The organism is Intrasporangium sp., assembly GCF_039812505.1.
GTDB lineage: Bacteria > Actinomycetota > Actinomycetes > Actinomycetales > Dermatophilaceae > Intrasporangium_A.
This window is the reverse complement of the sequence record NZ_JBDIAQ010000023.1, coordinates 20,683-33,586: the sequence shown is the minus strand read 5'-3', so window position 1 is coordinate 33,586 and position 12,904 is coordinate 20,683. Positions and strand designations below refer to the sequence as shown.

Annotated in this window: 13 protein-coding genes; 6 read left to right on the top strand and 7 right to left on the bottom strand. The window is 70.5% G+C overall.

Annotation, left to right across the window (positions count from 1 at the left end):
• Both WMI84_RS05385 and WMI84_RS05380 read left to right on the top strand, forming a co-directional pair.
• Positions 1-373: hypothetical protein (locus WMI84_RS05385; protein WP_347351089.1), on the top strand; the 373-nt coding region annotated here is incomplete at its 5' end.
• A complete protein-coding gene (locus WMI84_RS05380) occupies positions 370-1,206 on the top strand; it encodes a nuclease-related domain-containing protein (RefSeq protein ID WP_347351087.1) in 837 nt (278 codons plus the stop codon). The genes WMI84_RS05385 and WMI84_RS05380, both read left to right, overlap by 4 nt.
• Positions 1,207-2,758: 1,552 nt before the next feature.
• Here the strand turns inward: WMI84_RS05380 and WMI84_RS05375 are convergent.
• Positions 2,759-3,046, bottom strand: coding sequence for a hypothetical protein (locus tag WMI84_RS05375; protein ID WP_347351086.1), 288 nt, complete (start codon positions 3,044-3,046; stop codon positions 2,759-2,761).
• 766 nt (positions 3,047-3,812) lie between these two features.
• Here WMI84_RS05375 and WMI84_RS05370 point away from each other — a divergent pair.
• From WMI84_RS05370 to WMI84_RS05360, 3 genes are all read left to right on the top strand, one after another.
• Positions 3,813-4,217, top strand: coding sequence for a thioesterase family protein (locus tag WMI84_RS05370; RefSeq protein ID WP_347351084.1), 405 nt, complete (start codon positions 3,813-3,815; stop codon positions 4,215-4,217).
• A 157-nt stretch (positions 4,218-4,374) separates the two neighbouring features.
• Entirely contained in the window at positions 4,375-4,692 is a 318-nt protein-coding gene (locus WMI84_RS05365; protein WP_347351083.1) for a hypothetical protein, read from the top strand.
• Positions 4,689-6,128, top strand: a complete 1,440-nt coding sequence (locus WMI84_RS05360) for a sodium:solute symporter family protein (RefSeq protein WP_347351082.1) — start codon at positions 4,689-4,691, stop codon at positions 6,126-6,128. Before WMI84_RS05365 ends, WMI84_RS05360 begins: the two co-directional genes overlap by 4 nt.
• A 12-nt stretch (positions 6,129-6,140) precedes the next feature.
• On the opposite strand, the gene WMI84_RS05355 is transcribed toward WMI84_RS05360, so the two are convergent.
• The 6 genes from WMI84_RS05355 to WMI84_RS05330 all read right to left on the bottom strand — a co-directional run bounded on the left by WMI84_RS05355 (position 6,141) and on the right by WMI84_RS05330 (position 11,637).
• A complete protein-coding gene (locus WMI84_RS05355; RefSeq protein WP_347351081.1) occupies positions 6,141-7,352 on the bottom strand; it encodes a M20 family metallopeptidase in 1,212 nt (403 codons plus the stop codon).
• 137 nt (positions 7,353-7,489) lie between these two features.
• Positions 7,490-7,759, bottom strand: coding sequence for a DUF2218 domain-containing protein (locus tag WMI84_RS05350; protein ID WP_347351079.1), 270 nt, complete (start codon positions 7,757-7,759; stop codon positions 7,490-7,492).
• Entirely contained in the window at positions 7,656-8,636 is a 981-nt protein-coding gene (locus WMI84_RS05345; protein ID WP_347351078.1) for an ATP-binding cassette domain-containing protein, read from the bottom strand. The genes WMI84_RS05350 and WMI84_RS05345 overlap by 104 nt, the downstream gene beginning before the upstream one ends.
• Complete coding sequence (locus WMI84_RS05340) at positions 8,633-9,658, bottom strand: iron chelate uptake ABC transporter family permease subunit (protein WP_347351076.1); 1,026 nt, start codon at positions 9,656-9,658, stop codon at positions 8,633-8,635. Before WMI84_RS05340 ends, WMI84_RS05345 begins: the two co-directional genes overlap by 4 nt.
• Positions 9,648-10,667, bottom strand: a complete 1,020-nt coding sequence (locus tag WMI84_RS05335; RefSeq protein WP_347351074.1) for an iron chelate uptake ABC transporter family permease subunit — start codon at positions 10,665-10,667, stop codon at positions 9,648-9,650. Before WMI84_RS05335 ends, WMI84_RS05340 begins: the two co-directional genes overlap by 11 nt.
• 22 nt (positions 10,668-10,689) lie before the next feature.
• Positions 10,690-11,637, bottom strand: a complete 948-nt coding sequence (locus tag WMI84_RS05330; protein WP_347351072.1) for a siderophore ABC transporter substrate-binding protein — start codon at positions 11,635-11,637, stop codon at positions 10,690-10,692.
• Between the two features lie 224 nt (positions 11,638-11,861).
• Between WMI84_RS05330 and WMI84_RS05325 the strand changes: the two genes are divergently transcribed.
• The gene (locus WMI84_RS05325; protein ID WP_347351070.1) at positions 11,862-12,878 is read left to right on the top strand and encodes a C39 family peptidase; all 1,017 of its coding nucleotides are present in this window, start codon (positions 11,862-11,864) and stop codon (positions 12,876-12,878) included.
• The last annotated feature ends 26 nt before the right edge of the window (positions 12,879-12,904 follow it).

The window sequence follows — 12,904 nt, the reverse complement described above, 5'->3', positions numbered from 1 at the left end:
GAACATCCTGGAGAACGTGCTGGCCTTCAAGATGAAGAAGGCGGGACTTAGCACTCCGATTCGCTTCGGCATCGGCCTGTCGTACGGCCGCGCCCTGATGACCAAGGCGGGGCACAAAGGAAGCACCCTCAACGACGTCGTATACATGGGCGATGTCGTCAATCAAGCTGCCCACCTCGCAGACCTCGGCGGCAACGGCGCGACCGCGTGGAACGGCGGATCGCCTCGTATCCACATGGACGGCGTCTTCCAGCAGAACCTCAACGACCACACCCAGGGCCTTACTCGCCGCGTCTCATCCTGGCCGAGCGATGTCTACTCGTCCGACGCCGTGAACACGGCGATGAGTGACTGGCTTCAGGCGCAGCAGTGACCGAAACGAGCGACGACAAGCGGATGAAGCTCCGCTACGCCGGGGTTTGCCGTCTTTGCGGCATTGGCCTCCCCGCGAAGGAGGAGGCGATCTACAAGCGTTCCACCAAGACTGTTCGATGCATCGAGTGCCCGGTCGACGCCGCTCTCATCGATGCGGCCGTGATTGTTGAGCCCGTCGCCGTCGACCCCGCCGAGGAAGCAGGCGTCGCGGGCTCCTCGGCTCGCCGCGAGTACGAGCGCCGCAAGGCGAAGGACGAGGAACGGCTGCGCCAGCGGTGGGGCAAGCTCGGCGGCATCGCCGTTGCGTTGTCCGACGAGAAGCGGAGCACGAAGGTGTGGGCGACCGGTGCAATCGACGAGGAGCGCCTGGGTGCCCGCCTCGACACACTGGCGTCGGAGTCCATCGCGATCTTGCACGACCGGCGCATCCCTGGCTCGAAGGCCAACATCGACCACATCGCAGTCACGAATGCTGGCATCTGGGTGATCGACGCGAAGCGGTACAAGGGTCGCCCCGAACTGAAGATCGAAGGCGGCATCCTTCGGCCGAAGGTCGAGAAGGTGCTCGTTGGTCGGCGCGACTGCACCAAGTTGGTCGACGGCGTACTCAAGCAAGTCGACCTGGTGCGCGAGGTTGTCGGCGACATTCCTGTCATCGGCTCGCTCTGCTTTGTTGAGGCCGACTGGCCGCTGATCGGTGGAGCCTTCGCAACCCGTGGTGTGCAGGTACTCTGGCCCAAGCGGCTCGCCAAGCTTCTGGTCGAGGCAGAGGGCTCGATTGAGGTGCAGTCCGTACGCGAGGCACTCGCGACGCATTTCAAGTCTGCGTGACTTCGAGGGGTTCGGCCCGGGCGAAGTCGATTCGGGCCCCGACGGGCGGCATCGTCGGGCTTCGTCGCAACAGCCATGCAAGCAATCGTTCGGGCCGACTCGTTGGGTGTGGGCGGGGCGGTAGGTGATGTCCATGCCGACCTCCTCAGAGAGCCCCGGCGCGGCTTGAGCCGGTCCGGCCTGGGCAGCAGCCCGATGGGCGATGAAATCGGCCACGTTCTCCAGGCCTCGCTCGGTGGGACGGCTCGCTGCCTCCCACTCGCGTGGGTGCATGCCCGTCTGCACCGCAGCGGCGACGAGGTTGGCGAGGGCGTAGGGCTTGTCCACCTGGTCGAGCGCGCGCACCACGCCAGGGCGCCGTGGCCGCTGAGCCAACTCGCGAAGCCGAGCAGAGAGGCGGGAGCCGCTCGGACTTCGTCGGGTGCACGCTGGGTCATGTCCGTCCACAGTGCGACATGCGAGGGGGCGTTGCCCTGGTTCATATCGAGCCACAGTCGGTCCCGGGTCGAGATGGACTCAATAGCGACGAGTAGGCGAGCTGCGTCAGCGTCGGAGAGCCGTACGCCGTCGCGGTGGAACCGCTGCATCCGGCTCAGCGCCCAGCGTCCCTCCAGCTTCGCGATGTTCTCGCGTGCCGCATCGCGAGCCTCGGGCAGGAGACGAGCGACGGGCTCCCGGTCGCCGACCAGGGAGGCCGCGAGTGAGTCACGAGTCGCAGCCGGCTGGGGCCGGCCGGTCAAGACGGTTGCCGCGGCGATCCGTTCCCTGGCTGCTTCGGTCTGGAGGCCCATGTCGCCGGTGTCGAGGTTGGCCCAGCGGGTCTCGTCGGCCCACAGCATGACGCGGGTGTCGATGCCGATGGACTCGAACCGGGCGGCGAAATCGTGGCCGACATCGGTGGCCAGTTCGCGGTCCGAGGTGAGGCAGACGACTGTGAGGCTGGAGCCGGGCTGGGAGTAGCGGCCGTAGGCGTCGAGGATGGAGCGCCACACGACCTCGCGGTCACGGGGAGTGGTCGGCAGGTCGACGCGGGCGACCGGCAGGTCGGAGCCCATCGGCATGAAGACGATGGGCTCTTCGGGCTTGAAACCGAGCAGGTGCGGGATGACCGCGATCAGCTCGTCGGGGGAGTGGATGGAGAGTGGCATGCACGGTAGGTGTACACGCTGCGTCGACCGAGGGGGTGATGCCGGTTACTGCCAGTCAGTTGCTGGGTCAAAGTTCAGCGCGGGTCCTGGACTTCGTGCAGGAGGCGAGGCGACTTGGAGCTGATCGCCGACCCAGCGACAGATCAGGAGGTGCCTTGGCTGACGCACCCGGCCGCCTGGACTGTGCAAGACGCTCTGGGCGAGGTGCCAGCTGAGGACGTCGCCGGGCAACTCGGTTCGCTTCTTGAATCCAACGGCATTGGGGTCCTGAGCGGCGTGGGCGATCGCGGCGGCGATGAGCGCTGCGTATCGGGCTTCGGCGGCGGCGCCGAAGTTGTCGAAGGACCACTCCAGTACGTGTGCGATGTCGTTCTGGGCCGAGCCCGAGATATGAGGCTCGAGCTTCACTGCCCCGGCGTGCTCTGGGAGAGACGTGGGCTCAGCCCGTTGATGAAGGAGGGGAGGTCCTCAACCGCGACTGCGGTGAACCGACCGTTGTCTAGGTCATCAAGCCCCGTCTGAACTGCCTCGCGGAAAGCCTCGACCTTGGCGCCGTGTGCCCGCCGGTCCGCTTCCATCTTCCGGAGTGCGAAGTCGACGACTTCGGCCGCGTCCTTCGCCTCGCCACTCTCGACGACAGCAGCGACGTACTCTCGGCCGTGGTCGCTGAGTGGGACGTTCTGCGTGGTCATCGGGGCACCTCCTGTGTCGATTCTAGCGGCCGAAGGGCTGCGGAGGAGGGGCACCTCGCGGTTCACTCAGCCGACCAGCTCGGCCTACGCTGGGGAGTGACCTCACGACCCGATTGTGTGCTCGTTTGCGAGCGACCGCGACTGCTGACACCTGGGCGCACTTTGGGCGCACTTTGATTCGCAAAAGCCCACAATCGGCTGCCGCCAATAACAGCGCACGGAATCGGCATCGGCGCAGGTCAGGGGCCGATTCCGCCCTCGATCGCAGCCGAGCGCAAAGACCCGCAGTCCCGCATAAGGTCGCCGGTGTGTTCCCGATGACGCACCACGTCGAATGCGTCGCGCTGCTGACGGCAACAGGCCCTGATGCGATGTAGGAGCGGGGCCTCCGCTCCTGGTGGGTTACCTCCCGGCGTGGTGGGTCAGGACCCGGAAGCGCAGGAGGTGAGCACCGTAACCGCCGACATGCAGTTCATCGACGTGGGCCTGGAGGTCGACTTCCACAGCGGTGGACGAGACTGGCTACCTCTGGACGCGCCCCGACCGCCACGGACACGCCTCCGACCGACCGAGCAGCTGGACTGCAGTCGTCCGCGACACTCAGCGCGCGTCCGGAGGTGATCCCGGGCGGATGGCGCCCGCCGCCCGTCGTGAGGGCCGTGCGGGCATCGGCGCGCGGGCGCTAGGTTGGTGGGGGCCCGGCTCGCCCACATCCGGCGTGCGGCCGGACCCTTCCCCGGTACCGAGCAGATCCAGGATGCGGTCGATGTCGTTCAGCTATCCCGTCGCGGTCAAGTTCTCCGAGATCGACCTGGCCGGGGTGGTGTTCAACTCGCACTACCTGACCTGGTGCGAGGACGCGAAGTGGGCCTTCCTCGAACGCGCCGGGTTCGGCCCCGACCATCTGGCGCAGGAGCACGGCAACGCCCTGGTCCGGCATGCCGAGATCGACTGGGTTGCCAGCCTGCAGCCGCGCGACCGCGCCGAGATCAGGGTCTCGGCCGAGCGGGTCGGCGTCACGTCGTTCACGTTGCGCCACGAGATCTGGCGCGCCGGTGACGACCCCGTCCTCACGGCCACCTGCGTGATCACGTACGTCTGGGTCGGCTCGGGGTCGGCGACCAAGACCGATCTCCCCCCGGCCCTGCGACGCGCCCTCACCCCGGCCTGACCGCACGTCCGGCTGACGGGTCGGGCGACATACCGGGCAGACCGTGGTTGTTGCGGGACCGTACCGCCGCGTGGAGGATGGCACGGGGCTGCGCCCGGTTCGGCGGCCGGCCCTGTTCTGGCCCAAACGCCGGCTCGGCCGGCGGGAAGGAAGCCCGATGTCACGACCTGCATTGGCCAAGGCGCCGTCCGCCCGGATGAAGATCCTGTGGGGGGTGGCGCTGGCGACCCCCATGGTGTGTGCGTACCTCCTGCAGTGGCTGCCGGCGCTCAACGGCCCGCACCTGTGGCTCGGCCTGCCCACGATCCTTTGGTGGACCACCGTCCCCGGCAGCGCGCTGGTCACCCTCGTGCTGGTGTTCGTCGAGCGCACCCGGGTCGACGACGAGGAGCAGGACCGGCTCGACGAGCAGGCCGCCCGTGAGGGCGAACGGCGCGAGGCGGAGCAGCACCGGCGCGAGGAGGGGATCGCATGACCACGCTCGAGGCCGTCGTGCTGGCCGGCATGATCTTCATCGCGATCCTCGGCTTCCTGGGCCGGCGCCACCCGAACGCGGACATCACCGACTGGACGGTCGGTGGGCGCTCGTTCGGCGTCGCCACCACCTGGCTGCTGCAGGCCGGCGAGATCTTCACGACGTTCACCTTCCTCGGCACCGCCGGGCTGGTGGTCGCCGGCGGCGCCGGGGTCTTCTACTCGATGCCGTACGTGCCGCTCGGCTACCTCGTGCTGTACTTCGTCGCGCCGGTGATCTGGCGCCGGGCCAGGGCGCGTGGGTACCTGACCCAGGCCGACTTCCTCGAGGACAGCTACCGCTCCCGCAGCCTCGGCGCCTTGGCCGCCGTCGCGGGCGTGGTGTTCCTGCTGCCCTACCTGCAGCTGCAGATCACCGGTCTGGGACTGATCGTGCAGCTGGTGACCGGCAGCGCCGCGTCGCAGACCTGGAGCATGATCGTCGGCTTCGTGCTCGTGGTGGCGTTCGTGCTCTGGTCCGGCCTGCGCGGCGTCGCCACGACCGCGTACTTCAAGGACGCGCTCATGCTCATCATGCTGATGGTGGTGTGCATCGGGGTGCCGATCCACTTCACCGGCGGCTTCACCAACGTCTTCCACGAGGTGCAGGAGAAGGCGCCCGAGATGCTGTACGTGCAGGGCACGGGCGAGTTCGGCATCCCCTGGTTCATCTCCAACATGGCGATCAGCATGGTCGGGGTGATGTTCATGACGCTGCCGCACGCCTGGCCGCCGATCATGTCGGCCCGCAGCTCGACGGTGCTGCGCCGCAACTACCTGTGGCTGCCGTTGTACAACTCGATGATCGTGCTGCCCCTGGTCGTCGGCTACGTCGCCTTCGTCATCCTCGGTGCCGACACCGACCCCGACGCGGCCCTGCTGCACCTGTCCGCCCAGGCGTTCCCCGAGTGGGTCATGGGGCTGGTCGCGGTCGCCGGGATCGCGACCGCGATGGTGCCCTCGGCGGCGCTGCTGATCGGCATGTCGACGCTGGTGTCCCGCAACATCTTCCGCACCAGCTCCGAGCGACAGCAGTTCACGATCACCCAGGCCACCGTGGTGGTGGCGACCTTCTTCGCGCTGGTGCTGGCGCTGGTGATGCCCAACCTGCTGGCGAACCTGCTGCTGCTCACCTTCAGCGGGCTGGACCAGCTCGCACCGGCCATCGCGCTGGCGCTGTTCCTGCCTGGGCAGGTCAGCGGTCGCAGCGTGATCGCCGGGCTGCTGGCCGGGCTGCTGGTCGTGATCCTCTACACCTTCTGGCTCACCGCGCCGTGGGCGATCAGCGTGGGCATCTTCGGGCTGGTCGCCAACCTGATCGTGCTGGCTGTCGCCGAGGCTGCCCGGCGAGCCGCCGGAGCCCGGCCGGAGCGCTCGGTCGACGTCTCGGCCGGCTGAGCCCGGGCTGGCCTAGCGGCCGCGCCGCCAGGCCAGCATGGCCAGCGTCGTCGCCGCCCGGGGCAGCATCGCGTCGTCGAAGGTCGCGCGGGGCGAGTGGTTCGTCTCCTCGGGATGGCCGGGGATCCCGGCACCGAGCATGACGAAGGCGCCGGGCACCTCGCGCAGCACCCAGGAGAAGTCCTCCGAACCGGCCAGCGGCTCGTCCCGCTCGGTGACCGCGTCCGCGCCCAAGCACTCGGTGATGGTCTCGACGAGGTAGGCCGTCTCGGCCGGGTCGTTGACGGTGACCGGGTAGTCGGGCGGGCAGCTGACCTCGGCCGAGAGCCCGTGCGCCGCCGCGATCCCCTCGATGAGCCGCGGGACCTCCTCGACGGCACGGGCCTTGGCTGCCTCGGAGAAGGTCCGGATCGTCAGGTCGATCTCGGCCGTCGCGGGGATGATCGCCGAGTCGGTCCCGGCCGCGATCCGGCCGACGGTCAGCACGATCGGCTCGAACCCGGAGTAGCGCCGGTTGACGTGGGTCTGCAGCGCGAGCGTGATCTCGCAGGCCACCGGCACGGGGTCCAGGGCCAGGTGGGGCGAGGACCCGTGGCCGCCCTGCCCGGTGACCACCGCGCGCATGTCGTCGCACCCCGCCATGAACACACCGGGCCGCGTGGCGAACTGCCCGTGCGGCAGCATCCCCGAGAACACGTGCAGCCCGAAGGCCGCGTCCGGCCGGCGGCCCGCCGCGTCGAGGACCCCGTCCTCGATCATCCACCTGGCCCCGACCGAGGCCTCCTCGGCGGGCTGGAACATGAACACCACGTCGCAGAGCAGCTCGGCGCGGTGCGCGTTCAACATCACCAGAGCGCCCCACAGCGCCGCGGTGTGCACGTCGTGGCCACAGGCGTGCATCCGCCCCGGCACCTGCGACGAGTAGGGCAGCCCGGTGTCCTCGGTCACCGGCAGGGCGTCCATGTCCCCCCGGAGCAGGACGAGCGGCCGCTGACCCGAGACCGGGCCGCCGCCGCGCAGGACCGCGGTGACCGAGGACTGCCGGGTGCCCGCGACGACCTCGAGATCGGGCAGGTCGCCGATCCGTTCGAGGACCGCCGCCTGGGTGCGCGGCAGCTCGGTACCGAGCTCGGGGTTGCGGTGCAGGTCGTGCCGCATCGCCACCATCTGCTCGACCAGCTCGGGGGAGGGCGTCATCAGCGTCGTGGTGGCCGGTGTGCTCATCGGGGTGCTCCTCTTGGGTCGGCTCGTAGGGTCTGTCCCCGGCCAGCATGCCCGGGGCGACCGCCGGTCACAAGAACGCCCGTACGGGGCCCTGGCCCGAGCACCCCGTCAACCACCGTCAGGCGTGCCGCGAGGCCTCATGTCGCGTGACCCGGCGACCACTCGACGACGAGCTGGTCGCGGGCGCCGAACCCGACCAGGTGGCGGCCGACCACGTCCTGCACCCGGGCCAGGGACTCGGTGTCGGGCGCGGTGGCGAGCAGCACGAGGAGCGCACTGTCCTCGTGCACCTCGAGCTCGCACTCACCTCCGGCGATCGTCAACCGGTGCCCGGTCCCGGTCGGCACGGCCGGCACCCGGCGACCCAGGTGCGCGGCCAGCTGTTTGGCATAACGTGCCGGTCGCACCGTGGCGACCTCGGCTCGGCTCTCGTGGACGGTCGGTGGTGTCGAGGTCACGCGTCTCCTTCAGTGCGGAAGTGGCGGCCGGTGCGGGTGCGACGGCCAGTGCTGGATCAGCCCGGCAGGGGATGAAGTGGTGCCCCACGAGGTGCCCGTCGATGCGCTCGACCCGGATAGGGACGCCGAAGACCTCCTCGAGCAGCTCGGGTCGCATGATCTGCCGCGGGGTGCCCTGCGCCACGACCCGGCCGTCACGCAGCGCCACGATGTGGTCCGAGTAGACCGATGCGGCGTTTATGTCGTGTACGACAAGCACCACCGTACGCTGCAGCTCGTCGGCCGCGCTGCGCAGGTTGCGCATCATGGCGGCGGCGTGTCGCATGTCCAGGTTGTTCAGCGGTTCGTCGAGCAGCACGTAGTCGGTTCCCTGCGCGAGGACCATCGCCACGCACGCTCGTTGGCGCTGCCCGCCGGACAGCTCGTCCAGGAACCGGTCGGCGAGACGTAGCAGGCCCAGACGGCCCAGCGCCTCGTCGACCTTGCCGATGTCCTCGAGGGTCGGCCGGCCCTTCGAGTGCGGGAACCGGCCGAAGGTCACCAGGTCGCGCACGGTGAGTCGCACCGTCAGGTGGTTCTCCTGGCGCAGCACCGCCAGGCGCCGGGCGACCTGCCGGCCGGGGGCCCTGGCCACGTCGAGGCCGTCGAGGAGCACGGCACCGGAGTCGGGGGTCAGCAGCCGGCTCATCATCGACAGCAGGGTGGACTTGCCGGCCCCGTTGGGCCCGACCAGGCTCGTCACGCCGCCCCGGGGCAGCTCGAGGCTGACGCCGTCGACCACGACCGTGCCGCCATACGCCTTCGTGACGTTCTGGATGGTGATCATGCGCGGGCCCTCCGCAGGAACAGGGCGATGAAGGTCAGGCCGCCGAGGAACTCGACGATCATCGAGAGGCTGCCCTCGAAGCCGAGGACCCGCTCGAAGAGCAGCTGGCCGCCGACGAGGCAGACGATGCCGGTAAGCGCGGCGGCCGGCAGGGTGACGACGTGGCGGTGGGTGCGCACGATGCGGTACCCGACGTGCACGACGAGCAGGCCGAAGAAGGTCGACGGGCCGACCAGGACGGTGGACGCGCTGACGAGCACCGTGACGAGCACCAGGTGGCGCATCATCACCCGGCGATGGTCGACGCCGAGCGCGGTGGCGCTCTCGCGGCCGAGGGAGAGCACGTCGAGGGTGTGCCGGTCGCGCCATACGACGACGCCGATGGCCCCGACGACGGCGGCGCAGGTGGCCAGCAGTGCCGGGCTCGCCGAGTTGAAGTCGGCGAAGAAGGTGTCCTGCAGGACGATGAACTGGCTCGGGTCCATGATCCGCTGCAGGAAGCCGGAGCCGGCGCGGAAGAGCCCACCCGCGACGATGCCCATCAGGACGACCAGCTCGATGCTGTGCCGCCGCGTGACGAACACCCAGCGCAGCACCGGCAGGGCGAAGCCGAGCAGCAGCAGGGTCTCCAGGCCGAAGCGGGGCACGTCGCCGATGCTCGTCGTCCACGTCGTGCCCCACACGAGCACGCCGACGGTCTGCACCAGGATGTAGAGCGAGTCGAAGCCCATCACCCCGGGCGTCAGGATGTGGTTGGTGGTGAGGGTGTGGAACACCACGGTCGAGACGGCGATGGCCACCGCTACCACGACCATGGTGGCCAGGGTGCTCGCGCGGCGCTCGAGGACGAAGGCCCAGCTGCCGCTCACGCCGAGGGTCAGGAAGCCGGTGACCACCAGCAGGACCGTGCCGCCGAGCAGGGCCAGGCGCCGCCGGGCAGCCGGCAGCCACGCAGCGTCCGGTCCGGCCCGGCCCGACAGGCGTGGCGAGGACTCCGGCGCCGGAGCCAGCTCAGCGGACATGATGCGGACCCTTCAGGAGCAGGACGATGAAGGCGGCCCCGCCGACGACCGCCATGATCGTGCCGATCGGCAGCTCGTAGGGGTGCACGAGCAGTCGCGCCCCGAGGTCGCAGGCCAGCACCAGCGCGACGCCGAGCAGGGCCACCCACGGGATGGAGCGCCGGGCGTTGCCGCCGACGAAGCGGGACACGACGTTCGGCACGACGAGCCCGATGAACGGCAGCATCCCGACGGTGACCACGATCGTGGCCGTGACGACCGCGACGATGGACAGGCCGATCGCGAGGGCGCGCGCGTGGTTCACGCCGAGGCCGGTCGCGACGTCGGCCCCGAGCCCCGCCACGGTGAACCGGTCGGCGAGCAGCACGACCACGCCGGTCGCGGCCCCCGCCGCCCAGAGCAGCTCGTAGCGGCCGGCCAGGACGACCGAGAAGTCCCCGGTCATCCACGAGCCGAGGCTCTGCAGCAGGTCCGCGCGATAGGCGATGAAGGTCGACGCGGCCGACACGACACCGCCGAGCATCAGGCCGAGCAGCGGCACGGAGAGGATGTCGGACTGGGGCACCGCCCCGAGGATGCGGATGAAGACGGCCGTGCCGACCAGCGCCGCCGCGGTCCCGAACAGCATCTTGAGGGGCAGCGCTGCGTCCGGGGTCAGCAGCAGGGCGGCGAGCAGGCCGAGCCCGGCGAACTCCATCGTGCCGGCGGTGGCCGGCTCGACGAACGGGTTGCGGGTCAGCAGCTGCATGACCAGCCCGGCCACGGCCAGCGAGGCGCCGCACAGGACCAGGGCGAGGGTGCGTGGGATGCGGCTGGTGAGCAGGGCGGTGGTGTCGAGCTCGGCGACGCCGACGACGAGCGAGGCCACGGCGAGTGCCCCGGTGAGCACCAGCCCGGCGACCAGCAGCACGCCGGACCGCGTCCGGTGGGACCGCCGCCGGGCAGCCCCACCGGACTCCGGGCCGGCCGCGAGCGCGGCGGCCGGCCGGGGCGGCGACCCGGTCGTCATGCCGAGGGATCGCATCGGGTCCTCACGTGGTCAGCGCAGCGCCGACCGCTTCGACCATCTGGGTCGTGTTGCCGAGACCACCGCCGAGGATGTACCAGCGGGCACCGTCCAGGTAGGTGACCTTGCCGTCCTGCCACGCCGTGGTCCCGGTGACGAGCGGGTTGTCGAGCACCTTCGCCGCGGGGGTGCCCTGCTGGCCGATCGCGGCGTCGCGGTCGATGACGAACAGCCGCGCCGGGTTCTTCTTGGCGATGAACTCGAAGCTGACGGCCTGGCCGTGCGAGTCCTGCTCGAGGTCGGGGACGGCTGTCGGCACGCCGAGGCTGTCGTGGATGAGGCCGAAGCGCGAGCCGGCGCCGAAGGCGGACACCTTGCCCCCGCTGGTCATGAGCACGAGAGCCGGGGCCGCGTTGGTCGCCTTGGCCTTCACGTCGGCGACCTTGCTCTCGAGCGCGGCGAGCTTGTCGGCGACGAGGTCCTGCTTGCCGAAGATCTCGCCGATCTGCTGGCTCTGCTCGCGCACGTCCTTCAGCGCGTCGGGCCCGCTCGTGGTCAGGTCGACGGTCGGGGCGATCTTGGCCAGCTCCGGGTAGGCCTTGGCGCTGCGCCCGCCGATCAGGATGACGTCGGGGTCGAGCTCGGCGATCTTCTCGACGTCCGGCTCGAAGAAGGTGCCCACCGCGGCGTACTTGTCTGCCTTGAAGCCGCTCTGGAACTCCGGCAGGTTGCCCTTCGGCAAGCCGACCACGGTGTCGCCCAGGCCGAGGGTGTCCAGGGTGTCGAGGACGGCGAGGTCGAGCACGACCACCCGGCCGGGTGCGGCGGGGACGGTGCTCGTGCCCTGGGCGTGCGTCACGGTGACGTTCGGCTGCCCTGCGGACGACGCCGCGGGACCGGTCGTGGTCCCGCACGCGGCGAGCGGCAGCGCGGCGCAGGCGAGGGCGGCGAGGACAAGAGGCTTGTGGGACATGTGAGTGCTCCTGATGGTTAGGTAAGCCTTACCTTGCCTGGCGACCCTATGGGCCCGTGGGGACCACTCGCAAGTCCGCCGAGGCCGTGTCGCGGACGTGACATGCTGGGCCGGTGGTGCGTGCTCGCCTGTGGATCTGGGAACCACCTGCCGGCTGGGCCCCACGGACACCAGATCCCGGCACCGAGGGCGCGCCGGTGGCCGGTCGGCGGTGGGTGTCACCGGTGACGAGGTCGCCGTTCCAGGCCACCGAGCTGATCGCCTCGTGGAACGCCACCACGCCCGCGTGCACCTGGCTCGTCGTGCAGGGCCGGGTCCGGGGCGGGGCGGCGGGCTGGTCGCCCTGGTTCACGCTGGCCCGCTGGTCGGCGGGCCACCCGGAAGGCGGCGGGGCGGTGCGACGCTCCAGCGTGACCGGACAGGAGTTCCGTCAGGGCCGGGTGGTCACCGACACCTTCCTGGCCGCCGCGCCGTTCGACCGGTTCCAGGTCCGCCTCACCGCCCACACCCAGCGTCACGACCGGTGGCCCGACGTGCGGCTGGTGGCCGCGCTCGCCAGCGCTCCCGAGCCCGTGGCGGCGCCGGCCGGTGCGGTCCCGCCGCCGTCCGCGGCCGGCCCCCCGGTCGAGCTGGCGGTACCGCCGCTGTCGCAGCGCCGGCACGCCGGGACCTTCGTGCACTGGGGCGGAGGAGGCGGCTCGTGGTGCTCGCCCACCGCCACGACGATGCTGCTGCGCTACTGGGGCCGCAGCCCCGACGCCGTCGAGACGGGCTGGGTCGGGCACGACGACGACCCCGAGGTCGTCCACGCCGTGTCGTCCGTGTTCGACGACGCGTACGGCGGGGCGGGCAACTGGGCCTTCAACGTCGCGTATGCCGCCGAGCGCGGACTGCGCGGCTACGTGACCCGCCTGCGCGGGCTGGCCGAGGCCGAGCTGTTCCTGCGGGCCGGGGTACCTCTCGTGCTGTCCGTGCGGTTCACGCCGCAGGACCTGCCGGGTGCCGGCTACTCGACCGCCGGTCACCTGCTGGCCGTCATCGGCCTGACGGCGGCTGGGGACGTGGTGTGCAACGACCCCGGCTCGCGCGGGGAGCCGGACGCCGACGCGGTCCGGATCGTGTTCCCGCGCGCGCCGTTCGAACGGGCCTGGGCCGCGGGGAGCCGCGGCATCGCCTATGTCGTCCATCCGCCGGGCTGGGCGCTGCCGCCGCCACCTGCCCGGGAGCCGAACTGGGGCTGAGGGCCGAGGTGTCCGACACTGGCGGT

Excerpts from the sequence above, each read along its gene's own strand:
- WMI84_RS05375 (WP_347351086.1), bottom strand. The coding sequence starts at position 3,046 with ATGACCACGCAGAACGTCCCACTCAGCGACCACGGCCGAGAGTACGTC.
- WMI84_RS05370 (WP_347351084.1), top strand. The coding sequence starts at position 3,813 with ATGTCGTTCAGCTATCCCGTCGCGGTCAAGTTCTCCGAGATCGACCTG.
- WMI84_RS05365 (WP_347351083.1), top strand. The coding sequence starts at position 4,375 with ATGTCACGACCTGCATTGGCCAAGGCGCCGTCCGCCCGGATGAAGATC.
- WMI84_RS05360 (WP_347351082.1), top strand. The coding sequence starts at position 4,689 with ATGACCACGCTCGAGGCCGTCGTGCTGGCCGGCATGATCTTCATCGCG.
- WMI84_RS05355 (WP_347351081.1), bottom strand. The coding sequence starts at position 7,352 with ATGAGCACACCGGCCACCACGACGCTGATGACGCCCTCCCCCGAGCTG.
- WMI84_RS05345 (WP_347351078.1), bottom strand. The coding sequence starts at position 8,636 with ATGATCACCATCCAGAACGTCACGAAGGCGTATGGCGGCACGGTCGTG.
- WMI84_RS05340 (WP_347351076.1), bottom strand. The coding sequence starts at position 9,658 with ATGTCCGCTGAGCTGGCTCCGGCGCCGGAGTCCTCGCCACGCCTGTCG.
- WMI84_RS05335 (WP_347351074.1), bottom strand. The coding sequence starts at position 10,667 with ATGACGACCGGGTCGCCGCCCCGGCCGGCCGCCGCGCTCGCGGCCGGC.
- WMI84_RS05330 (WP_347351072.1), bottom strand. The coding sequence starts at position 11,637 with ATGTCCCACAAGCCTCTTGTCCTCGCCGCCCTCGCCTGCGCCGCGCTG.